Raw genomic sequence first — 24417 nt, 5'->3', positions numbered from 1 at the left:
TATGGCCCGTCGTCGAGGAAAAAGCGTCACACCATGCCTATTGCCACCCTGCACAATCTTCGGGTCGCACCGATCGCCCTGGCCCTGAGCCTTGCGGCATGTGGGCAGCAGAAGCCGCCGGAAAAAGGACCGGTGGAGGTGGGCGTCGTGACCCTGACCGCACAAAATACCACGGTGTCCAGCGAACTGCCCGGTCGCACCGTATCGACGATGATGTCGGAAGTGCGCCCGCAGGTGGCGGGTCTCATCCAGAAGCGCTTCTTCACCGAAGGTGCGATGGTGACCGCCGGCCAGCCGCTCTATCAAATCGACGCGCGTCTCTATCGCGCATCGCGGGACGAAGCGCAGGCCAGTCTGGCGAGCGCGCAGGCAACGGCGGCAGCGGCGCAGGCCAAGGCGCAGCGTTACCGCACCCTGGGCGACACCGAAGCGGTCAGCGCGCAGGATCGCGACGATGTGATCGCGACCGCGCGGCAGGCACAGGCGGCGGTGCAGCAGGCGCGCGCCAGCCTTCAGACGAACAACGTCAATCTGGATTTCACCCTGGTCCGCGCGCCGATCAGCGGCCGCATCGGTCGCACGCTCTTCACCCCCGGCGCGCTGGTGACGACCAGCCAGACCGATCCGCTGACAACGATCCAGCAACTCGACCCCATCTATGTCGATGTGACCCAGTCCAGTTCGCAGATATTGGCGCTGCGCCGGTCGCTGGCGGCGGGCAAGACTTTACCCGCCAGCGCGACCATCCGGCTAAAACTGGACGATGGCAGCGATTATCCGCAGGAAGGCCGGATCGAGTTTGCCGAGCCGATCGTGGACGTGAACAGCGGTACGGTCACTTTGCGTGCTCGCTTTCCGAACCCTGACGGGATGCTGATGCCGGGCATGTTCGTGCGCGTCGTCGCGCCGCAGTCGGTAGTGCCCGGCGCCATCCTGGCCCCGCAACAGGGGATCAGCCGCGATCCCAAGGGCAATGCCACCGCGCTCGTCGTGAACAAGGCGAACAAGGTCGAACGCCGCATCGTGACCGCCGCTCAGGCGATCGGCGACAAATGGCTGATCACGGCAGGCCTCAAGGCCGGCGACCGGCTGATCGTGGAGGGCACCGACAAGGTGCAGCCCGACGCCGTCGTCAAGCCCGTCGCCGTCAAATCGACGAAGTAGGAGCCGTCCCTTGTTGAGCCGCTATTTCATCGAACGTCCGATCTTCGCCTGGGTCATCGCCATCGGCATCATGCTGGCGGGCCTGGGGGCGATGCTATCGCTGCCGATCGCCCAATATCCCGATATCGCCCCGCCCGGCGTCGGCATCAGCGCCACCTATCCCGGCGCGTCGGCCGAAACCGTCGAAACCAGCGTCACGCAGGTGCTGGAACAGCAACTGACCGGCATTGATGGCCTGATGTATTTCTCCTCCTCGTCCACTGCGACGGGGCAGGCGCGCATCACCGTCACCTTCCAGAAGGGCACTGATCCCGACACCGCTCAGGTGCAGGTGCAGAACAGGGTGCAGCAGGCGTTGAGCCGTCTGCCCAATGCCGTGCAGCAACAGGGGCTGTCCGTCACCAAGCAGCAGACCGACTTTCTGATGCTGGTCGGCCTATATGACGAGACCGACACGGCGACGCAGGCCGATATCGCCGACTATCTGGTCAATAATTTCCAGGACCCGATCGCCCGTATCGACGGCATCGGCGCGACCCAGATCTTCGGATCGCAATATGCGATGCGGGTGTGGCTGGACCCCTATAAGCTGGCCGCCGTCAAGCTGATGCCGTCCGACGTGCAGAGCGCGATTTCGGCGCAGAATGTCGAAGTGTCCGCCGGCCAGATCGGCGCCGATCCCGCGCCCGCCGGTCAGCAGATCAACGCGACGGTGACGGCGCGCGCGCGCCTCCAGACGCCGGAGCAATTCCGCAATATCATCGTCAAGACCCAGACCGACGGGTCGATCGTCCACCTGTCCGATGTGGCGCGGGTTGAGCTGGGCAATGAAAGTTACACGACCGCAGCGCGGCTGAACGGCCATCCGGCGTCAGGCATCGCGTTGCAGCTGGCGCCGGGCGCCGACGCGCTCAAGACCGCCGAACTGGTCAAGGCCAAGGTTGCCGAACTCTCGTCCAGCCTGCCCCATGGCTACAAGGTCGTCTATCCGCGCGACACCACCCCCTTCATCAAGCTGTCGGTCGAGGAGGTCATCAAGACCCTGCTAGAAGCTGTCGCGCTGGTCGTGGTGGTGATGTTCGTCTTCCTGCAAAGCTGGCGCGCGACCCTGGTACCCGCCATTGCCGTGCCGGTAGTGTTGCTTGGCACATTCGGCATCCTCGCCCTGTTCGGCTATTCGATCAACACGCTGACCCTGTTCGGCATGGTCCTGTCCATCGGCCTGCTGGTCGACGACGCGATCGTCGTGGTCGAAAATGTCGAGCGCATCATGGATGAGGAAGGAATTTCCCCCCGTGAAGCGACGATCAAGTCGATGGAGGAGATTGGCAGCGCGCTGGTCGGCATCGCCCTGGTCCTGTCGGCGGTGCTCCTGCCCATGGCCTTTTTCGGCGGCTCGACCGGTGTCATCTACCGCCAATTCTCCATCACCATCGTATCGTCCATGCTTTTGTCGGTGGTCGTCGCGTTGATCCTGTCGCCTGCGCTTTGCGCCACCCTGCTCAAGTCCACGAGCGAGGAGCATCGCGACAAGGGCTGGGCCGGCAAGTTCAATCGCTGGTTCGATCGGATGACGAACGGCTATGTTCGACGTACCGAGCAGGTGATGGGCCGCCGAAAGCTTTTCTGGGGCGTCTATGTCCTGATATTGGCGCTTTTGGTGCTGGTATTCGTGCGCCTGCCGTCCAGCTTCCTGCCGGTCGAGGATCAGGGGCAGGTCATGGTGCAGGTCACCCTGCCCGCTGGTGCCAAGTCCAGCCGCACCGCGGCCGTCATCGACCAGGTACAGAATTATTTCCTGAATGACGAGAAGGACAATGTCGCCTTCGCCTTCATCATGACCGGCTTCAGCTTCCAGGGACAGGGTGAAAATGTGGGCCAAGGCTTCATCAACCTGTCGCCATGGGACGATCGCAAGGGTGCGGCGAATACCGCGACTGCGATCTCCGGTCGCGCGACCAAGCAATTGGCCGCGATTCGCGATGCCAAGGTGCTGGGCATGACGCCGCCGGCCATCCGCGGCCTTGGCCAATCGAACGGCTTTACCTTTGAACTGCTCAACAATGGCAGCCTGAGCCGCGCGCGCTTCCTGGAACTGCGCAACCAGCTGATCGAGGCGGCGTCGAAAGACCCGTTGCTGGCTGGCGTGCGCGCAGCTTCTCTGGAGGATACGCCGCAGCTCAAGGTCGATATCGACAATGAGAAACTGGCTGTCTTGGGCCTGACCCAGGCCAATGTGGACGATGTGCTGAGTTCCGCCTGGGGCAGCACCTATGTCAACGATTTCGTGGATCGTGGCCGCGTGAAGCGGGTCTATATGCAGGCCGATGCGCCCTATCGGGCGCTGCCGACCGATATCGACAACTGGATGGTGCGATCGACCAGCACCGGCGAAATGGTGCCCTTTTCCGCCTTTGCGACCACCCACTGGACCATGGGGCCAAGCACGGTGTCCCGTTTCAACGGCCTGTCGTCCTTCGAGATTCAAGGGCAGGCTGGTACCGGCGCCAGTTCCGGCGACGCTATGGACCGCATGGTCGAATTGCAAAAGCAACTGCCCGCCGGCACCAGCTACGCCTGGAGCGGCCTGTCCTATCAGGAGCAGCTATCCGGCGGCCAGGCACCGCTTCTCTACGGCCTGTCGGTGTTGGTCGTGTTCCTATGCCTCGCCGCCCTCTATGAAAGCTGGTCGATCCCGCTGGCGGTACTGCTGGTCATTCCGCTCGGTCTGATCGGTGCGGTGCTTGCGGTCTGGGCGCGGGGACTGGAGAATAATATCTTCTTCCAGGTCGGCCTGCTCACCACCATGGGTCTGGCCGCGAAGAACGCCATCCTGATCGTCGAGTTTGCCGAATTGGCGCACAAGCAAGGCAAGGATGCATGGACATCCGCGCTGGAGGCGGCACGGCTGCGCTTCCGCCCGATCCTGATGACGTCGCTGGCCTTCATCGCCGGCGTGATACCGCTGGCGATCGCCACCGGTGCGGGCGCACAGAGCCGCGTCGCGATCGGTACGGCGGTGATCGGTGGCATGACGACGGCTACGGTGCTGGCGATCTTCTATGTGCCGCTCTTCTTCCTCACCATCGCCCGCCTGTTCGGCAGCGACAAGACCCAGCATAGGGACACCGGCCCCAAGCCGTCCGCCCCGGCGCCCGACTCAGGAGTTCCGGCATGATGCGCGCATTTCTTTCCGCCGCGTCGCTGCTGGCGCTGGCCGGTTGCAATATGGCGCCGACCTATGTCCGTCCGGCGATGCCAGTGCCGGCGGCGCTGCCGAGCGGAGCAGCCTATGCCCCGGTGCAGACCGCCGAAAAAGCGGGTTTGCCCTGGACGCAACTGGTCATCGACACGCGGCTGCACACAGTCATAGAACGGGCACTGGCCAATAATCGCGACCTGCGTGCCGCGATCGCCAATGTCCAGTCGGCGCGAGCGCTGTATAAGGTGCAGCGGGCCGCCCAGTTGCCGACCCTTACCGCTGACGCCGCCGCCAGCTTCGCTCGCCAGAATGACAATCGTCAAAACAGCTACAGCGCCGATCTTGGCTTTAGCGCGTTCGAGATTGACCTGTTCGGCCGGGTGCGGAACCTCACGCAGTCGGCGCTGGAAACCTATCTGGCGACCGAGGAAGGCGCGCGATCCACGCGCATAGCCCTGATTGCCGAAACCGCGACTGCCTATGCGACATTGGCGGCGGATCAGGAATTGCTGGCCCTGTCGCGCGAGACACAGGCGAGCGCCCAGCGCACGCTGGATCTCACCCGCTCGCTCAACGTCGCTGGCCTGGCTGGAAAGCTGGACGTCTATCAGGCCGAAACCACGGTGGAACAGGCCGCGTCGGATGTCGCCGCGAATGTCACGCAGGTCGCACAGGACCGCAACGCGCTCGACCTGCTGGTCGGCGCGCCGGTCGAGGACGCATTGCTGCCCCAGTCGCTCGACAGCCTGATGGCGGGCGTGGCGAAGGTACCGGCGGGCTTGACTTCCGACGTTCTGCTGCAACGGCCGGACGTGTTGCAGGCCGAACATCAGTTGAAGGCGGCCAACGCCGATATCGGCGCTGCGCGCGCCGCGATGTTCCCGACCATCAGCCTGACGTCGGCGATCGGGGTGGCCAGTTCGGCGCTGTCCTCGCTCTTCACCGGTAGCGGATTTGCCTGGTCGGCCAGCCCGTCGGCCAGCCTGCCCATCTTCGGCGGCGCCAATCGCGGCAATCTGGAATATAGCAAGGCGCAGCGCGACCTTTATGTCGCCCAATATGAAAAGGCGGTGCAGACCGCATTTCAGGAAGTCGCCGATGGCCTCGCGCGGGCCGGCACCATCGACGCCCAGCAGGCGGCGCAGCGCCGACTGGTAACGGCCAGCCAACGCGCTTACGCTTTGGCCGATCAACGCTATCGTTCGGGTATCGACACGTTCCTGGCCGCACTCACCAGTCAGCGTTCGCTTTATAGCGCCCGGCAATCGGCCATCGCCACGGATCTGGCGCTGGTGAGCAATCGGGTGCTGCTCTATCGGGTGATCGGCGCCGATCAGTAAGCATTTACGACATTTCTCTCCCTCTTTCGCGGCGCCGCGAATCTGTTATGCTGCGCGGATAATAAGGGAGAGGAACCATGCTTTTATTGGCACGGTGTCTGGATTGGTTTTGCCAATTATTTGCGTCGGGCGCGCAGGACGAAGTGCGCCTTAACCAGTTGATTTCACGCTGCGGCGCGCGGGAACGTCGTCACCCGTGACGGCAGGCCGGCCGATCCCGCATGGATCGGCCAGACTCCGCCCGGATCGGCTTGGATCAGCGGCGTTCGGCCAATGCCAGGCGCTTGGCCGTCGTCAGCGTCTGCTTGATGAAGAGCAGCACCAATATTGCGCCGACGATACCCACGAACAGGTCGAAGCCCGACACCGCGCCGAACAGGCCCGGCGCATAGCCGAGCAGCATCATCGCCACGGTCAGCCCGATCAGCAAAATCCGCAATTCCGTGGGACCGGCGGCCAGATAGGAGAGTTTGAACTCGCCCAGCACGCGAGCCGACAGATAGGCGTGGATGGACAGCAGCAGATAGCCGGCCAGCGCCACCAGCGCGACGTCCATGCGAATATAGGGGCTGGCGCCCATGCCGGCCAGGATCAGCAAGGTGGCAAGTCCATCGCAGCTATGGTCGATGAAATAGCCGTAGGATGGGCGTTCGATCTTGCGGTGGCGGGCCAGGCTGCCGTCCATGGAATCGCCGAACCACTGGATCGCATAGCCGGCGATGGCAAGCCACAGCCAGTCGACACCCCAGTTGCTGGCAGCATAGCCTGCAAAGATGGCGAAGGCGCCGACCATGCCGAACGCGGTCAGCAGATCGGGCGTGACCCAGCGTGGCATGCGAGCGCAAAGCCAGTTGAGAAGATGACGTTCCCCGACGGCCAACACATTTTGCTGGATACGGGCGATGGGCGGGGCCGTTGGGCCGGATGGCAATGACATGGGGCTTTATGACGGAAGCATGACAGTAAAACAATATTCGTTGCATCGCACGCGGCAAGACCATTGCCTCTCAAGCTGCTTCGGGGGCAAAGGCGGCCTACGGGATCGGAGTCTCGCGGAGAATATCATGAGCAATGACCGGCCCCAGGATCTACGCGACATAGTCACGCGCATGGAACAGCGGCCGTCCAATCCGGTGCGGCGCGCGCGGTTGATGGTGGAGCAGGAAGTGCCGCCTGCTCGGCGCGGTCCCGGCTGGGACCGGCATTGGCGTGAACTGGAGGCCTATCTGGACGAAGGCGTCACCTGGCGTATGCCGCAGGGGCTGGACGATAGCCCGACCGACGCAGACAAAAAAAGGGCCGATCCGAAGACCAGCCCGTAAAGTTTTTAGGAGAGGATGCCTGAAAGGCACGTTCCTTGTGACCGACCTGACTTTTTCCCGCAAGTGCGAACAAGATTCTCGCAGTTGCAAAAATTGCATGCGTGGCGCAATGCAACGCTTTCCGTAGCGTAAGGTGTCGAGGCGCAGAAGCATCCCAACTGAGCTGGACCGGTGTGCATATCGCGCGACTCGGTCCTGTTCTCCTCAACCCCTGATCCGCAGGGTCGCCAGCGCCGCCAGCAGCAGCGTCACGGCGGCAAAGGCCATTGTCCAGATGGGATCGCCGGGGAAGAACGCCTTCATGATCGATCCCATGGCCGTGGCAACCAGCAGTTGCGGCACCACGACGAAGATGTTGAACACGCCCATATAGACGCCCAGCTTCGCCTGCGGCAGGCTGGAGGCCAGCATCGCATAGGGCATGGCGAGGATCGAGGCCCAGGCGATGCCGATGCCCACTTCGCTGAGTAGCAACAATTGGGGATCGCGCAGCACCAGGAAACTGCCGAACCCTGCGGCGCCCGCAACCAGGCAGAGCGCATGGGTGCGGGCCTGGCCGATCCGCGCCGCGATCCAGGGCAGCAGGGTAAGCGCAGCGACGGCAGCCACGCCATTATAGACGGAAAACAACACCCCCACCCAATTGCCCCCGGCCTGATAGGCGGCGCTGGCGGGATCGGCCGATCCGAACATATATTGGGCGACGACCGGTGTGGTATGAATCCACATGATGAACAGCGCCGACCAGCTGAAAAACTGGATCAGAGCCAGGCGGCGCATGATCGGCGGCATGCCACCGATATCGCCGACGATATGCGCCAGCATGTTCGCGCCCCGCCCTGCCCGCGCCAGCAGGATCGCGGCCAGGCTGGCGGTGCCATAGCCCGCGAGCAGCACGGCCAGCAGATAGACTTCCTTCTCCATGCCCCAATGGTCGACCAGCGAAGCGACGATCAGCCCCGCACCGATCCAGGCTAGGCAGGGCGTAACGGCGCGGGTGGACAGATCTGGCGCTGCTCCGGGCGCCTCTTCCGCATCGGCAAAGGCCCGCATGTCGTCGGGCGAATATTCCTGCGTGGTGACCACTGTCCATAGCACTGCTGCGAACAGCGCCGCCCCGCCCGCCCAGAAGCTGAAGCGTACCGTATCCGGCACCTGCCCCGCTGGCGCCACATTGGCGACGCCCAGATGGTCGAGCAGCCAGGGAAAGAGCGATCCCACCACTGCGCCCGCGCCGATGAAGGCGGTCTGTACCGCGTAACCGACCGTATGCTGGTCCTTGCGCAGCATGTCGCCGACAAAGGCGCGGAACGGCTCCATCGAGATATTGAGGCTGGCATCGAGCAACCAGAGCAGCAACGCGGCCATCAGCAGACTGTCGCTCCGCGGCATGCCCACTAGCGCCAACGCGGAAAGGATGGCACCTAGCAGGAAATAGGGGCGCCGGCGGCCAAGGCGACCAAGCCATGTGCGATCTGACAGATGGCCGATGATGGGCTGTACCAGCAAGCCGGTCAGGGGCGCGGCGATCCATAGGACGGACAGATTGTCGATGCTGGAACCAAGCGACTGGAAGACGCGGCTCATATTGGCATTTTGCAATGCAAAACCGATCTGGATGCCGAAAAAGCCGAAGCTGATATTCCATAAACCGGCAAAGCCCTGTTTCGGCTTGTCCATAAATGCTGGTCCCCTCTCCTGGTGCCTATCGCTGCCATGGCCGGGTCGATCGGGCAAGTGTGCATACGAATACGCCTGCGGGTGCACACATCAACAAAGAGGCTGACAAAAGGTCCAATATAGCCGATACGCTTTCCTCTATATGGAACGTCCCTCTATATGGGGCGGCAGGATAGGCAGGCTGATATGCAGGACGGCGACGACAGGAAAGAGGGAGGCGAAACCGTCAAGGGGACGCAGACCTTGATGCGGGCCCTCGACATCATGGATGAGGTGATCGACGGGCCGATCCGGGCCGCGGACCTGGCCCGCAAGCTGGGCATGAGCAAGACCACTGCCCATCGACTGGTACAGGCGCTCAAGTCGCGCAACTATCTGTCGGTGACGCGCGATGGCTTTGCCCTTGGCCCCAAGCTGTTGCAGCTAGGCGTCTTGGCGACCGAGCAGATCGACTATGTGCGGGTCGCCCGCCCCTTTATGGAATTACTGTCCGAACGGACCGGTTTCTGCGTGTTCGTGGGGAAGCGCGAAGGCGATTGGTCGCGCCATCTGGACCGCGTGACCGGCACGCAGCGACTGCGCGTCGCCACGGCCCCAGGCGATCGCCGTCCGATCGCGGAGACGGGTCTTGGCAAGGCGCTGTTGCTGGACGAAGATGAGGCGACATGGGAGCGGCTCTACGTCGAAGCCAAGGACGGCAAGGTGACGGCCGCGCAAATCCAGGCCCATGTCGCGGAGATGCGCGGGCACAAGGCGCGGGGCGAAGTGCTGCATGACAGCGAACTGGGCGACGGCGTGCGGTCGATCGCGGTGCCGGTTCGCGATGCCAAGGGACAGATCTGCATCGCCATTTCGATCGCCAGCGCCGCGCATTATCTGACCGACGACCTGCGCCCCGGTCTGGCGGAGCAGGTGATGCGATCGGCCGAGCTGATCAGCGGTGCAGTGGGCTATAGCGGGCCGCGCTGAATAGGAGATCGCGCGCTTAACTTCGCACATTTCCCGCCAATTCGGATATTTCCGAACAAAAATGGGAAATTATGGTGCGCTCCGATCCGGCGTAGCACCATGATATCAAAACCATGTCCAATAGGACAGGCCGGTACAATGAGGGCGCGGTCACCGCAGTGGCCGCGCCCTTCAGTTTGGGGGAGAGGATAAGGTTCAGATCACATCCGGTAGGTGACGCCGAAGGTGAAGGTGCGGCCGATCCGGGTTTCGAACAGCGTGTCCTGCCGTGTGCTATCGATATAGAGACGGTTTTGTTCGTCGGTCAGGTTGGTCGCTTCCAGAATGACCTTCAGGCGATCAGTCACGTTATAGCTGGCCGATGCGTCCATGTAGAAGGTCTTGGCATTGCCCTGAAGATCGCTGCCGGGCGAGGCCGGAATGCCACGGATGAACTGGTCGCGGAAGTTGCCGGTCGTGCGAATGCTGAACTTGTCATCCTCATAATAGAGCGTGGCCGACGCGGTGTTGGGCGACAGGCCGACCAGATCGGCGGTGGTGGTTACGGTGGGGACGCCACCTGTACTGGCGAGAATGTAGTTAATCTTCGATGTGACGTGGGTGTAGTTGGCCAGAAGGCCGAAATTGCTCAAGAAGCCATTGAAGAAGGTGAATGGGATCTGTGCGTTGATTTCAATACCCTTCAGCTTGCCGCCCGGCGTGTTGAACGGCTGCGATATGGTGAACGGATCGGTGGGCACGGCTGTGCCGCCGATCAGGAGCGCGTCCGGCAAACCCAGCTCGTTGAAGTTGATCTGGCTGTTCACATTCTGGATATAGCTTTTGATATCCTTGTAGAAGAATGCGGCGGACAACAGCGAGCCAGGCCGGAAATACCATTCGACCGCGGCGTCGAACGTATTGGCCCGGATGGGTTTGAGCAGCGGGTTGCTGATGCTGCCGACGCGGGTGGTGGGATTGATCGTGACCGTGGGCGTCAGCACACCCAGTTCAGGCCGCGACAATACCTTTGCACCAGAAAAACGAAGCAGAAGATTATCGATCGGCTCGATCACGATATTGGCCGACGGCAACCAGTCGTCATAGCTGTTGCGGACGGCCTTATACTGGCCGGCAAGGCCGGTGGGGGATGACGCGCTGGCAATGTTGATATAGCCCGATCCCACCATGTCCGTCTTGACATAGCGGACACCCGCGTCGCCCCGAATGGAGACGCCCAACGCTTCCTCCAGATCGAAGTTCGCCATCAGATAGCCGCTGGAAACTTCTTCCACGACACGGCTGCGCCCGGCGCCACATTCCACGCCGCAATAGCGGACGTCATCGAAACCGAAGGTGCTGGCCCATTTGTCGGGATCAATCGCGGCCCAGCTGGACGGTGCACCATTGCCCCACAGCTTGTCGACACCAGTGATCGTGGTGGTGAGATCCGCCAGCGTGGTGCCGGCCGGCAGGGCACGGACCACCGTATCCGCATTATAGGGACGCAGGAAGGTGGAGAGGAAGTTGCTGCGTCGATATTGGGCGCCCGCCCGGATGGAGAAAGCGTCGCTGACCGTCCATTTCAAATTGGTTTCGGCGGTCATATTGTCGGTGGTGTTCTTGGACGGCTTGCCCTGGAAGCTGAAGCCGCCCAGCACGGTGCCGTTGGCCAGGGTGGGCGCGTAATTGAAGCTCGCCGGGTCGCTGACGTCCACGCCAAAGCCCAGCTTGGGCGTGCTGCCACCGTCGCGGAAGTCGATCGAGAAGCCGTTGGTGTCGATCGCGTCCATGAAGGTCTGGAGCCGCTTCTTCCCGTCCCAGATTGAACGGTTGAAGCCGACGATGCCACTGACTTCCAGGCTGTCGTTCAACTGACGTTTGAAGTTGACATTCGCCTGTTTGAAGGTCGAGACGAAATGATCGACCAGCCCTTCGGATCGGACATCGACCCCGTCGAACAGGCCATAGAGCAGCGATCCATTATCATCAAATTCGATGTCCCGCACCGACGTCATCGGCTGTCCGAGATTGGAAGCGTTGCGGGCGAACGAGATAGCCGCGATGTAATTGTCGCGGCGGGTGACTTCAAACCGCGAATAGAGGAAATCGACCGAAATGTCGGTTGCGTCATCCGGCTGGAATTGCAGCGTCAGCGAGCCGCCGATGCGTTCCTGATTTTGCTGGCTGTTCAAATAGCGGGGGAGACGCGGCAGGAAGGCGCCGCTGCCCGGCGTGCCGGCCAGATCGTCGCGACGCAAATCCTGAATTGCCTGATAGGCGGCCGCGTTGCTGGTGCGAGGATTGTTCGTGCTGCAATTTGCCGCCGTCACACCGCGCGAGGCGAGCTGGCCCGCATTTTGCCCGGCGGCGTTGATAGGCGCGCCCAGCGGCGAGCAAAAGCCGCCATTGGCATTGGCCGACAGGATATCCACCGCCGAATAGCCGACTTCGCGGAGATGGCGCTTCTGATAGGCGATCGAACCCAGGATGCCAAAGCCACTGTCGCCGAACTTCTTAGAGATGAGCAGCGAGGCGCGCGGATCGACCATTTTCGACAATTCGTTATAGACCCCGCGCGCAGTGGCGGCGAGGACGAAATCTTCCTTCTGATCCATCGGCCTGGGGGCGCTCAGGTCCACCGTTGCGCCCAGCGAGCCTTCCTCGACATCGGCAGACGTCGTCTTGCGCACCGACAGGGCGGAAAAGATTTCGGTCGGGAAGACGTTGAAGTCGAAGCTGCGGCCGTTATTCCCCGCGCCATAGATGTCGGACGATCCGGTCTGCGATGTGCCTTCCATGCCGTTGATACGGACGCGGGTGAAACCGGCGCCAAGGCCGCGGACGGAAATGTTACGCCCTTCGCCGCCATCGCCGCGGGCCAGGGCAATGCCGGGCACGCGCTGCATCGATTCCGCCAGATTGGAGTCCGGGAACTTGCCGATATCCTCTGCCACGATCGAATCGACGGCGGCTGCTTCCTGTCGCTTCATGCCGAGCGCGCTGTTGAGCGAGGCGCGGAAACCGGTGACGACGATGTCGGCGACACCCGGATCGGCTGCGGCCTGATCGGCGACGGGCTGTTCCTGCGCCATGGCAGGAAGGGCGACCAATAGGGTCGAAGCGATCGCAAGGGCCGAACTGCGGCGGGCAAATGCGGAACGTACAGGCATAAATATCCTCCCCAATGTCCTGACCGCCTCCTCCCCGGAGGTCGATCGATGGTTCCACTATGTGAACTCTTGTATCATCCTATCCCTGCGGTCGGACAAAAGCCAGAAAAATCATCATGTGATTTTATATTCCATATTGTGGACCGTTTCGGCGGCGTTTCGCCACGAAATCCATTGACGAATATTTATGTCCCTATATATGGATCATAAATCTATTTAACGGGATTATAGGTTCGACCCGCCCCTGCACGGGCGGTCTATCTGGGGGAGCGCCACGGCGCTGTCGCGCTCCCCCTTTTCTTCATGCCTGATCGGATGGTTGCCCGCATGCCGATGTCCACCGCCCTTGTCCTGATGATGACCGCGGCATCGCTTTCTGCGTCGGCCGATTTTGATTTGCGCGCCGAGTCGGCGGAACGCCGACAGCCTTATGAGGCAGGCGGCCATGGTATGGAGCCGGGTGCATCGAACAACGCTTTCCTTTTTTCCGTCGCCTTGCCCGCGGGCGACTATCGGGTAACGCTGACACTGGGCGGCGCGCAGGCAGGCGACACTACGGTCAAGGCGGAGGCGCGGCGGCTGATGCTGAACCATGTCCTCACACGCAGGGGTGAGACGGTCGAGCGCAGTTTCCTGGTCAATATCCGCAGACCAGCCCTCACGCCTCCACCGCCCAATGCGCCGGGCGGCAGCACAGTGCGGATCGATGCGCGCGACGCTCAGGACTATACGTGGGACGAGAAGCTGACGCTGGAGTTTCTGGGAAAGCCGGTCGTCCGATCGGTGCGGATAGAGACCGTCCATGCGGCGACCGTGTTTCTCGCCGGCGATTCGACCGTGACCGATCAATATGCCGAGCCGGCCGCTAGTTGGGGCCAGATGCTGCCGGGGATGCTGGACGATAAAGTAGTGGTCGCCAATCATGCCAAATCGGGGGCCACCCTCAAATCCTTCCTGACCGATCTGCGTTTCGACAAATTGCTGGCGGGGATGAATTCGGGCGACTGGCTGTTCATCCAGTTCGGCCATAACGACCAGAAAGCCGAATGGCCGCAGACCTACGCCGATGCCGCAACGACCTATCCCGCCTATTTACGCGCCTATATTGCCGAAGCACGACGGCGCGGCGCGCAACCGGTTCTGGTGACGTCGCCCGAACGACGCAATTTCGATGAGGCCGGGCGGATCAAGGACACGCTGGGCACCTATGCGGCGGCAGTGCGCAAGGTTGCGGCCGAGGAGCAGGTGCCGCTGATCGATCTGAATGCCGACAGCCGGGCCATCTATGAGGCGCTGGGCCCCGATGTGGCGCCAGCCATCTTCAACGATGGCGGCAAGGACAAGACGCATCATAATAATGCCGGTGCCTGGTTGCTGGCGCGGGCGGTGGCGGAGCGGATCAAGGCGCAGGTGCCTACGCTGGCTGGCCATGTCGTCGCCCCGACCTTCGTACCGGGTCGGCCGCAGTTGGACAGGGTGGCGATCGTTCCAAGCCTGATCCGCAGCAATCAGCGACCGGCGGGAAATTGATGCGCATGGGCCGCCGCGACCTGATGCTGGGCGCTGCCGCTGCGCTGGTACTGCCGGTCTTTCCTGCGCATGCGGCACGGCGGTTCGATGTGCGCGATCATGGCGCGAAGGGTGATGGTATCGCGATCGACAGCGGCGCGATCAATGCGGCCATCGCAGCGGCGTCGCGCGCCGGGGGCGGCACCGTCATTCTCCCACGTGGCCGCTATCTCTGCTTCTCGATCCGGTTGAAGAGCCGGGTGACCTTGTTGCTGGCCGAAGGCACGGTGATCGAGGCGGCCGATCCGGCCCGGCATGGCGGGCGGTACGACCTTCCTGAAGGTGGCATCGACCAGCTTTATCAGGATTTCGGGCACAGCCATTGGCACAACAGCCTGATCTGGGGCGAGGATGTCGAGCAGGTGGCGATTATTGGGCCGGGGTTGATCCACGGGATCGGCCTGACCCGCGACGGGCCGGGCGCGCGGTGGAAACGCCAAGCTGGCGAGCGTCCGCTGTCGATGCAGGGCATGACCGACGCGCAGATCGCGGAACTGGAACCTGCCGCTGCGGCGATGCAGGGGCAAGGCAACAAGGCGATCGCGTTCAAAAATGGGCGCGACATCCATCTGTCCGGCTTCACGATATTGAAGGGTGGGCATTTCGCGATCCTGGCGACAGGTACGCGCGGCCTTCGGATCGAGGGGCTGACGATCGATACCGAGCGGGACGGGATCGACCTGGACTGCGTGCGTGACGTGGTGGTGGAACGCTGCCGGGTCAATTCGCCCAATGATGACGCGATCGTGATGAAGAGCAGCCTTGCCCTGGGTCGGGCGATCGCTGCGGAGAATATCCTGATCCGTGACTGCGATGTGTCCGGTTACGATATGGGATCGCTGGTGGATGGCACGAAACGAACCCGCCAAGAGATGGCTCCGGATCGCGACCGGGTGACGGGCCGGATCAAGCTGGGCACCGAAAGCAACGGCGGATATCGCAATGTGCGGATCGAGGATTGCCGCTTCGCCCGATGCAGGGGGCTGGCGCTGGAGTCCGTGGACGGTGGCGTCATGGAGCATGTGGTGGCGCAGCGGCTGACGATGCGCGACGTCACCACCGCGCCGCTCTTCCTGCGGCTGGGCGATCGGCGACGGGGGCCGGCGGGCACGGGAATAGGCGCGATCGAAGGCGTGACGATCCGCGAGGTGGATGCGCGCGGGATCGATCACCGCTTTTGTGCCACGATCGCGGGTTTGCCGGGACATCCGATCCGCGATGTGACGCTGCGTGACGTGCATCTATCCTATCGGGGCGGCGGGACGGTGGCGGACGCGGCGCGCGTACCGGCCGAGCTGCCTGACGCCTATCCGGAACCGAGCATGTTCGGCGTGCTGCCCAGTTGGGCGTTGTGGGCGCGCCATGTGGACGGCCTGGCGATCGAGCGGCTGACGGCCGAGACAATGACGCCCGATCTGCGCGCCCCCATTGCAATGGAACAGGTGCGCCATTTTTCGGTGCGGAACAGCCCGCTCTGGCGTTGACGCATATATGGGACGATGCTACCAAATATAGGTATAGCGTTCCATAATATGGCTATGATTTGGGATTGGGGAAAAATGTCTATCCATGCCTTCAAGATGCAGCTGAAGCCCGGTGTGGTGGACGAGTATCGCAAGCGTCATGACGCCATATGGCCGGAATTGTCCGACCTGTTATCGCAATCGGGCATATACGATTATTCCATATTCCTGGACGAAGAGACGTTGAGCCTGTTCGCAGTGCTGAAGCTGCGTGACGACAACAGCCGCGACACGCTGCCCGATCATCCGGTGATGCAGCGCTGGTGGGACTATATGGCGCCGTTGATGGAGGTGCAGGCGAGCAACCAGCCCAAGGAATGGGCGCTCCCTATGCTGTTCCACATGGACTGACGCCATGCGTGCGCTGATGGCGGACGGCAAAAGGGCAAAGATCGATGCCGATCCAAAACGCCCATGCCGCGCTATCCCATCCCGATGAAAGGCGGTCTGCCAGTGCAGATGGTTGCCGCGCCAAATGCCTTCAGACCTTAAGGAGAATAAGTAAGTGGCCGCTATCCATCATGATGTCCCACGCAGCGAGGTCGTCTTGTCCATCGACCGGCTGATGGACAATCTTGTCAATATCAAGGACGAGACGGGCGAATTCCTGCTCCATCTGGACGATGGTCGCATCATCGACACCAAGGGGTGGGCCGGTTGGGAATGGACCCATGGCGTCGGCCTGTTCGGCATGTGGCGCTATTTCGAGCAGACCGGCGATTACAAGGCGCTGGAGATCATCAAGCAGTGGTTCGAGGATCGCTTTGCCGAAGGCACGCCGACCAAGAACATCAATACGATGGCCCCATTCATCACGCTGGCCTATCTGTATGAATATGAGCCGGACCCGCGCTACATCCCCTATCTGGACATATGGGCCGAATGGCTGATGGCGCCTGATGGCCTGCCCAAGACCGAGGAAGGCGGGTTCCAGCATATCGTCTATAACGACGAAAATCCCGGCGAGATGTGGGACGATACGCTGATGATGTCAGTCCTGCCGCTGGCCAAGATCGGCCTGCTGCTGGATCGCCCGGCCTATATCGAAGAAGCCAAGCGGCAGTTCCTGGTCCATATCAAATATCTGTTCGATACGAAAACCGGCCTTTGGTTCCACGGCTGGGACTTTAACGGTCGCCACAATTTCGCCGAGGCGCTGTGGGCGCGTGGCAATTGCTGGGTGACGATCGCGATCCCGGAAATCATCGAGATATTGGACCTGCCGAAAGGCGATTTCTTCCGCACCTTCCTGATCGATACGCTGACGGCGCAGGTGAAGACGCTGGCCGAGACGCAGGACGCGGAAACCGGCCTGTGGCACACGCTGATCGTCGATCCGACCAGCTATCTGGAAGCGTCGGCCACCGCCGGTTTCGCTTATGGCATATTGAAGGGCGTGCGGAAGGGCTATCTGCCGCGCCACTATGAGGACGTCGGGATCAAGGCGGTGCGCGGCGTGCTGGCCAATATCGACGAGGCGGGCGAGTTGCAGCAGGTGAGTTTCGGCACCGCGATGGGCGACACCCAGCAATTCTACAAGGATATTGCGCTCACCTCCATGCCCTATGGCCAGAGCCTGGCCATCTGCGCGCTGGGCGAGTTTTTGCGGACCTATATCTGAGGCAAGGGGTGACAAGGGGACGGCTGTGGAAGGACTGGGCCTCTTTCGCCTGTTGCGCAAAAATGCCGCCGGCTTGATCGGGCTGGCGGCATTTTTGCTGGGGACGCCGGCGCTGGCCGAACAATGGGTGCATGATCGGGCGCGGGCGGGCGATTTCATACTGGCGGCTAACGGGATCGCTGCAAAGCTGGTCACCGATGCGGCGGACCATGCCGTGGTGCGGATCGCCGCTGCCGACCTGCGCCGGGATATCGCCACGGTCAGCGGCGCGGCCGAAGGCGGTACGGCGCAAATATGGATCGGGACGCTGGGGCATAATGCCGCGATCGACCGACTGGTGGCCGCCAAGCGGATCGACGCCGGCATGCTGAAGGGCGCGTGGGAGAGTTTCCTGATCGTCACCGTCGATCGGCCGGTGCCTGGCGTATCGCAGGCGCTGGTGATTTTAGGAAGCGACCGGCGTGGTACGGCCTATGGCGTCTATGAATTGTCACGGGCGATCGGCGTGTCGCCCTGGCACTGGTGGGCGGACGTCGCGCCGCTGCACCGGGATGCCCTGTATGTGGCGAAAGGCGTACAGCGGTTCGGGCCGCCTTCGGTCAAATATCGCGGCATATTTTTGAATGACGAGGACTGGGGGCTGGTGCCCTGGGCAGCCGGCACATATGCGCCCGGCGAAAAGCCGCTCGGGCCCAAAAGCTATGAAAAGGTCTTCGAACTATTGCTGCGGTTGAAGGCCAATCTGCTGTGGCCCGCGATGCACAAGATGACCCGGCCGTTCAACGCCGACCCGGCCAATGCGGCGTTGGCGGATCGCTATGCGATCGTGATGGGATCCAGCCATGCCGAACCGATGCTACGAAACAATGTGGGGGAATGGAGCGCACCGGCGGCGGATTTCGACTATCTGAAGAACCCCGACGGCGTGCGTCGCTATTGGGGCGAACGGGTGACGGCCAACGCGCGATATGAAAGCGTTTGGACGCTGGGGATGCGGGGCATCCATGACAGCGGGATGGTGGGGCCAAAGACGGTCGAGGAGCGGCGCAGCACGCTGGAACGGATATTTGCCGACCAGCGGCTGATGCTGGGCAAGGCGGGGATTTCCGGGGCGCCGCAGGTTTTTACGCCCTATAAGGAAGTGCTGGACGTCTATCGGGCGGGGCTGAAGGTGCCGGACGATGTGACGCTGATGTGGCCGGATGATAATTTCGGCTATATCCGCCATTTCCCCGATGCCGCCGAGCGCGCGCGCAAGGGCGGTTCGGGCGTCTATTATCATCTTTCCTATCTGGGCGCGCCGCTCTCCTACCTCTGGCTGTCGACCACGCCGCCCGCGCTGATCCGGCAGGAAATGGGCCGGGCCTGGGACAAGGGCGCGCGGACGATGTGGGTGGTCAATGTCGGCGACCTGAAGCCGGCGGAACTGGGTACAGACTATTTCCTGCGCATGGCGTGGGATGTGGACGGGACGCGCGCCGAGCCGATCGGCCGGTGGGTCGAACGATGGGCCGCAGACATGATCGGCACGGCGGTAGCGCGGCCGATCGCGGGGATATTGCGCGATTATCATCGGTTGAATTTCGAGCGACGGCCGGAACATCTGCAATATCATCTGCCGGGCGAGAAGGCGCGGCAAAGCCCGTTGACGATCGACGAAGCGGACAAGCGGCTGGCGGCCTTCGCGGCGATGGAAGAGGCGGTGGGGCGGATCGAGCCTCTTGTTGCACCTGAACGGCAGGACGCATTTTTCGAACTGGTGGCTTATCCGGTGCGGGCATCTGCGGCGGCGAACCGGCGCTTCTTCGCGGCCGAGGCGCATGATCGGTTGCGCGACGGCGACCTGGCCGAAGCGATGCGGCGGGCGCAGGCGGCGCATGACGCCGATGCCGCGATCGGGGCGCTGACCCGGCACTATAATCGGGTGGTCGCGGGTGGCAAATGGCGCGGCATGATGGCGGTGGAACCGGCCGACGGGCAATGGCGCAGCTACCGGTTGATCCCGCCGATCCTGCCTCCGATCAATGCTGTAGCGCCGCCAGGAGCCGGCAAGCGGTCCGCCGGTGAGACAGCGAGTTGGACAGTCGTTGCGCCACGCGACTTCGCCTTCGAAACGGGATGGCGATTGGTCGAAGGGCTGGGACGACAGGGCAGTCTATTGGCGGTCAATGGCATGGGCGGCGTGGCCAAGGTCACCGTTACCCTGCCCGCCGGACAGTGGCAGATGGTGGTGGACCTGCTGCCTGCCTATGCCGACCGCGATGGCGACCCCTTGCGATTGACGGTGCGGGTCGATGGCGTGGATCATGCCCAGGTCATTCCGCGCGAGACGGGTAGCCGGGCATGGGCGATGGGGGTGCTGGACAATCGGCTGAGCCTGACATTAGCCGGTGCACTGGCGGGTGGCCGGCATGATCTGACGGTGGCGGCCAACGATAGCGGCGTGATGATCGAGGCGGTGCGGTTCCTGCGAGCCGAGACCGATGGCGCCTTGCATTAATTTCATATTGCGTGATAAACGTCCACTATGTGGCATTTAATGTCCGCGCCGAAGGATAAGGATCACAGGCGCGATCCAAGGCGAGGATGAGATTGAACGTGCCTGAAACAACCCGACCCGTCCGCCTGCAAAATTACCTCGCCTATGGTTCCAACGACGTTCTGGGCGCCGGTTCCATGGCGGTCATTTCCGGCTGGGTGCTGATTTTCTACACGCAATTTTGCGGCCTTGGCGCCGGACAGGCAGCGACCATCTTTGCCGTGGCGCGCATATTGGACGCTTTTGCCTCGCCGATGATCGGCTATATCTCCGATCATTTCGGATCGACCTGGCTGGGACGGAAATTCGGTCGGCGCCGCTTCTTCATTCTGGCCGCGATACCCCTTTTGCCCAGTTTCGCGCTGATGTGGCTGCCGGGACAGGGTTTCTACTATTATCTGGTCAGCTATGTGCTGTTCGAGCTGGTCTATGCGATGGAGATCATCCCGTTCGAGACGCTGGCCGCAGAAATGTCGACCGACTATCGGACCAAGGCGAAATTCGCAGGATCGCGCATCCTGTTCGGGCAGGCGTCGGCGATCCTGGCGGGCTTTCTGCCGCTGTGGCTTATCAACGCGCTGGGCCGGGACAGCGCCGATACCTTCTTCTACATGGGCCTGATCTTTGCCGCGCTGTTCATGGTGACGGCCGGGCTGCTCTACCTGTTCAGCTGGGAACGGCATATGCCCGGAGGAGTGGACGCGACGCCGGAGCGCAAGAGTGCGGGCGGCGCTGGGCAGGCGTTGAAGGCGCTGTATCGCAACCTGTTTTCGACCATGCGCATCCGGGCGTTCCGCCTGCATCTGGGCATGTATCTGGGCGGCTATATCAGCCAGGATATTTTCAACGCGGCCTTCACCTTCTTCGTGATCTTCGCGCTGTCGGGGTCGATGGCGATCGCGTCGGGATTGCTGGGCACGATGTATATCGTGCAGTTCGTGGCGGTCATCATCGCGATCAACCTGGCGCTGCGCGCGTCGCCCGCCAAGGCCTATCAGGTCGCAGCCGCCGATTTCGCCCTGGGCGTATTCGCGCTGCTGGCGCTGTGGCTGCTGGGCGTGCCGGCGACGTCACCGTGGATATGGTTGCCGATCGTGCTGGTGGGTCTGGGGCGCGGGGCGCTCAATTACATTCCCTGGGCGACCTATAATTATATGGCGGACGTGGACGAGATCGTTACCGGCCAACGGCGCGAGGGCAGCTTTGCCGGCGTGATGACCTTCGTGCGCAAGGCAACGCAGGCCGCCGCCGTCGTGGCCGTGGGCTTCATCATGCAGGCCGGCGGGTTCGTGTCGGGCGCACAGGCGCAGAGCCATGGTGCGATCTTGACCATGGCGCTGTTGCTGGGCGTGGGGACGGTCGGTTGCCTGGCCTTCGGCATTTTCATTTCGCGCCGTTTCCGCCTGAGCCCCGCGACCCATGACATATTGATGCGCGAGATCGAGCATCTGCGCAGCGGCGCCACCACCCCCTCCTCCCCCGCCGCCGCCATGGTGGTCGAGGATCTGTCCGGCTGGCGCTACGAACAGCTATGGGGCAACAATCCGGTCGCCCGGTCAGCGGCATGAGCGAGGGGATCGTGCGGATGCCAGCCCATGCGTCCAACCGGAGGGTGCCGCGATGATTGCGGCGCTGGCGTTGATGGCCGCCGCCGCGAACGGGCCGATTGCGCCAAAACCGCTGTTCCGCGATCCGGTGCATGACGGGGCGGCCGACGCCTCCACCGTTCGGGATCGCAAGACGGGCGAGTGGGTGATGTTCTACACCAATCGGCGCGCCGACCTGCCGATGGACGACCCCAAGGATGTGCGCTGGGTCCATGGCACGGCGATCGGCGTCGCCCGGTCGAAGGACGGGGCGCATTGGGCCTATGGCGGGACGGCCACCATTCCCAGGGCCTGCACCGGCGAAACGCTGTGGGCGCCCGAAGTGCAATGGCTGGCGGGCCAGTGGCACATGTGGCTGACGGTGGTGCCGGGCATATTCCGCGACTGGAACGCGCCGCGCTTCATCGTCCATCTGACCAGCCCGGACCTGAAAAGCTGGACCTGTGGCGAGCGGCTGGAGCTGGGGTCCGATCGCGTGATCGACGCGAGCGTGCTGGCGCTACCGAAAGGCGGTTATCGACTGTTCTTCAATGACGAACGGCAGAACAAGGCCATCGTCACTGCCGACAGCAAGGATTTGATCCACTGGACGGTCAAGGATCGATTGACCCGGACGCCGGGCGAAGGGCCCAAGGCGTTCCGATGGAAGGGGCGATATTGGCTGATTTCCGATGCGTGGAAGGGGTTGCTGGTGATGCGATCCGACGATGGGGCGCATTGGACGACGCAGCCGGGGCATATATTGGCGACGCCGGGATCGCAGCCGACCGATCGCGCCAAAGGGCAGCATCCCGATATCATCGTTGCGGGGAAACGCGCCTATATCCTTTATTTCGTGCATCAGGACGGCGAGGATGCGGCCAGGGCCGATTTCGACTGGAAGCGGCGCAGCGTGTTGCAGATCGCCGAACTGACGGAAAAGGACGGCATCATCAGCGTGGATCGCGAGGCGCCGGTGCATGTCAGGCTGACGCCATAACATAACCGCATATTAGGACATCATTCCACATTAAGGGAATAAATCCTTCCTTTTGATGGTATGGGCGCTATAAAAGGGCAAAGTCCCAAGGAGATTTCGATGTTCGACAAAACCTATTACGCGACCCACCCGGACATGATGGAGTGCGTATCGAACGAGGAGTTGCGGGATCGCTATCTGATCGGCGGGCTGTTCCGCGACGGGGAATGCGTGCTGAACTATACCCATGCCGAACGGTTCGTGATCGGCGGCGTGGCGGTGGCGGAAGCGCCCGTCAAGCTGCCCGATCAGAGCGAGCCGGCTTCGGCTGCGGGCCACCCCTTTCTGGAGCGACGCGAACTGGCGATCGTCAATGTCGGCAATGTCGAGGGCACGGTGACGGTCGATGGCGAAGTCTTCACGCTGGGCAACAAGGATTGCCTCTATGTGACGATGGGCGCGAAGGATGTGACATTTGCAGGGGCCGGCGCGCGCTATTACCTCGCCTCCTGCCCGGCGCATAAGGGCTTCAGGACGCAGTTGATCTCGGTCGCCGATGCCACCGCGCTGGAGCGGGGCAGCCTGGAGGAATCGAACGAGCGGACCATCTACCAGATGGTCATTCCCGGCATCTGCGAGAGCGCGCAGCTGGTGATGGGGCTGACGGTGCTGAAGCCCGGTTCGGTTTGGAATACCATGCCCCCGCACATCCACGAGCGGCGCAGCGAGGTCTATTTCTATTTCGAGCTGGACGGGCCGAGCGACCGCGTCTTCCACTATATGGGGGAAGGCGAGGCGATGCGGCACATCGTCATGGCCAACGAGGAAGCGGTGATCTCGCCGCCCTGGTCGATTCATATGGGATCAGGGACCAAGGCCTATGCCTTCATCTGGGCGATGGCGGGCGAGAATCAGGATTATACCGACATGAATGTGCTGGATATCTGCCAGCTGGCGTAACGGTTTATCGCCCCTCCGGCGCGCGCGGGAGGGGCCGGGGAGTCCTGACATGAGCACTATCTTCGATCTGACCGGCAAGGTGGCGATCGTCACGGGCGCCAATACCGGCATCGGCCAGGCGATCGCGCTGTCGCTGGCGGCTGCGGGGGCGGACATCGCGGCGGTGGGTCGCACCCCGGCGGAAGAGACGGTGGCACAGGTCCGCGCGCTTGGACGCCGGGCGGAGATTATTTCGGCGGACCTGAGCAGTATCGGGCCGGTGCAGCGGGTGGTGGACGAGACGGTCGGGAAGCTGGGTGGCCTCGACATATTGATCAACAATGCCGGGATCATCCGCCGCGCAGACAGCATCGACTTCACCGAAGCGGACTGGGACGCGGTGATCGATACCAACCTGAAAGTGCTGTTCTTCCTGTGCCAGGCGGCGGGGCGGCATATGATCGCCCAACGCAGCGGGAAGATCGTGAATATCGCGTCGCTGCTTTCGTTTCAGGGCGGCATCCGGGTGCCGAGCTATACCGCGTCCAAAAGCGGCGCGGCGGGGCTGACCAAGCTGCTGGCGAACGAATGGGCGGCCAAGGGCGTGAACGTCAATGCGATCGCGCCGGGCTATATCGCGACCAACAATACCGCCACATTACAGGCAGACGAGACGCGCAACCGGCAGATACAGGAGCGGATTCCGGCGGGGCGCTGGGGCAAGGCCAGCGACATCGCCGGCGCGGCCGTGTTCCTTTCGTCCAGCGCCGCCGATTATATCCATGGGCATGTGCTGGCCGTCGATGGCGGGTGGCTCGCGCGCTGACATAAG

The 24417-nt window shown here is 62.5% G+C and carries 17 protein-coding genes; 14 read left to right on the top strand and 3 right to left on the bottom strand.

Translation table 11 applies throughout. From position 1 onward, the window contains the following. Window positions 1–33: 33 nt before the first annotated feature. The 3 genes from AC07UX_RS11170 to AC07UX_RS11160 are packed head-to-tail and all read left to right on the top strand — an operon-like array spanning window position 34 to window position 5706. Window positions 34–1164, top strand: a complete 1131-nt coding sequence (locus tag AC07UX_RS11170) for an efflux RND transporter periplasmic adaptor subunit (RefSeq protein WP_495192071.1) — start codon at window positions 34–36, stop codon at window positions 1162–1164. 10 nt (window positions 1165–1174) lie between these two features. Continuing rightward, window positions 1175–4342 (top strand): efflux RND transporter permease subunit, encoded by a 3168-nt coding sequence (locus AC07UX_RS11165; RefSeq protein WP_495192070.1) that lies wholly within the window; start codon window positions 1175–1177, stop codon window positions 4340–4342. After that, the gene (locus AC07UX_RS11160) at window positions 4339–5706 is read left to right on the top strand and encodes an efflux transporter outer membrane subunit (protein WP_495192069.1); all 1368 of its coding nucleotides are present in this window, start codon (window positions 4339–4341) and stop codon (window positions 5704–5706) included. Before AC07UX_RS11165 ends, AC07UX_RS11160 begins: the two co-directional genes overlap by 4 nt. Before the next feature lie 256 nt (window positions 5707–5962). Here AC07UX_RS11160 and AC07UX_RS11155 read toward each other — a convergent pair whose 3' ends face one another. Further along, entirely contained in the window at window positions 5963–6643 is a 681-nt protein-coding gene (locus AC07UX_RS11155; RefSeq protein WP_495192068.1) for a CDP-alcohol phosphatidyltransferase family protein, read from the bottom strand. A 127-nt stretch (window positions 6644–6770) separates the two neighbouring features. Between AC07UX_RS11155 and AC07UX_RS11150 the strand changes: the two genes are divergently transcribed. Further along, the gene (locus AC07UX_RS11150) at window positions 6771–7028 is read left to right on the top strand and encodes a hypothetical protein (protein ID WP_495192067.1); all 258 of its coding nucleotides are present in this window, start codon (window positions 6771–6773) and stop codon (window positions 7026–7028) included. A gap of 204 nt (window positions 7029–7232) precedes the next feature. On the opposite strand, the gene AC07UX_RS11145 is transcribed toward AC07UX_RS11150, so the two are convergent. Next, a complete protein-coding gene (locus tag AC07UX_RS11145; protein WP_495192066.1) occupies window positions 7233–8708 on the bottom strand; it encodes an MFS transporter in 1476 nt (491 codons plus the stop codon). A gap of 186 nt (window positions 8709–8894) precedes the next feature. Here AC07UX_RS11145 and AC07UX_RS11140 point away from each other — a divergent pair, with 186 nt between their 5' ends. Next, entirely contained in the window at window positions 8895–9677 is a 783-nt protein-coding gene (locus AC07UX_RS11140) for an IclR family transcriptional regulator (RefSeq protein WP_495192065.1), read from the top strand. A gap of 200 nt (window positions 9678–9877) precedes the next feature. Here the strand turns inward: AC07UX_RS11140 and AC07UX_RS11135 are convergent, their stop codons facing one another. Further along, window positions 9878–12829 (bottom strand): TonB-dependent receptor, encoded by a 2952-nt coding sequence (locus AC07UX_RS11135; protein ID WP_495192064.1) that lies wholly within the window; start codon window positions 12827–12829, stop codon window positions 9878–9880. A gap of 327 nt (window positions 12830–13156) precedes the next feature. Between AC07UX_RS11135 and AC07UX_RS11130 the strand changes: the two genes are divergently transcribed. From AC07UX_RS11130 to kduD, 9 genes are all read left to right on the top strand, one after another. Further along, window positions 13157–14359 (top strand): rhamnogalacturonan acetylesterase, encoded by a 1203-nt coding sequence (locus AC07UX_RS11130; RefSeq protein ID WP_495192063.1) that lies wholly within the window; start codon window positions 13157–13159, stop codon window positions 14357–14359. A gap of 5 nt (window positions 14360–14364) precedes the next feature. Beyond that, window positions 14365–15882, top strand: a complete 1518-nt coding sequence (locus AC07UX_RS11125; RefSeq protein ID WP_495192062.1) for a rhamnogalacturonidase — start codon at window positions 14365–14367, stop codon at window positions 15880–15882. A gap of 75 nt (window positions 15883–15957) precedes the next feature. Continuing rightward, entirely contained in the window at window positions 15958–16272 is a 315-nt protein-coding gene (locus tag AC07UX_RS11120; RefSeq protein WP_495192061.1) for an L-rhamnose mutarotase, read from the top strand. Window positions 16273–16426: 154 nt separating this feature from the next. Beyond that, window positions 16427–17542: a beta-galactosidase BglB gene (bglB, locus tag AC07UX_RS11115; protein ID WP_495192060.1), complete on the top strand. Its 1116-nt coding sequence runs from the start codon at window positions 16427–16429 to the stop codon at window positions 17540–17542. 25 nt (window positions 17543–17567) lie between these two features. Next, entirely contained in the window at window positions 17568–20042 is a 2475-nt protein-coding gene (locus tag AC07UX_RS11110) for a glycosyl hydrolase 115 family protein (protein ID WP_495192059.1), read from the top strand. Window positions 20043–20140: 98 nt separating this feature from the next. Further along, window positions 20141–21649, top strand: coding sequence for an MFS transporter (locus AC07UX_RS11105; RefSeq protein ID WP_495192058.1), 1509 nt, complete (start codon window positions 20141–20143; stop codon window positions 21647–21649). A gap of 52 nt (window positions 21650–21701) precedes the next feature. Next, window positions 21702–22667 (top strand): glycoside hydrolase family 43, encoded by a 966-nt coding sequence (locus AC07UX_RS11100; protein WP_495192057.1) that lies wholly within the window; start codon window positions 21702–21704, stop codon window positions 22665–22667. Window positions 22668–22766: 99 nt separating this feature from the next. After that, on the top strand, window positions 22767–23606 hold the full coding sequence (kduI, locus tag AC07UX_RS11095) for a 5-dehydro-4-deoxy-D-glucuronate isomerase (protein WP_495192056.1): 840 nt from the start codon (window positions 22767–22769) through the stop codon (window positions 23604–23606). A 49-nt stretch (window positions 23607–23655) separates the two neighbouring features. Then, window positions 23656–24411 (top strand): 2-dehydro-3-deoxy-D-gluconate 5-dehydrogenase KduD, encoded by a 756-nt coding sequence (gene kduD / locus AC07UX_RS11090; RefSeq protein WP_495192055.1) that lies wholly within the window; start codon window positions 23656–23658, stop codon window positions 24409–24411. The last annotated feature ends 6 nt before the right edge of the window (window positions 24412–24417 follow it).

It is taken from the genome of Sphingobium sp. GW821-FHT02B05, from assembly GCF_059421905.1.
The sequence above is the reverse complement of the archived record's forward strand: the minus strand, read 5'-3'. Positions and strand labels throughout refer to the sequence as shown.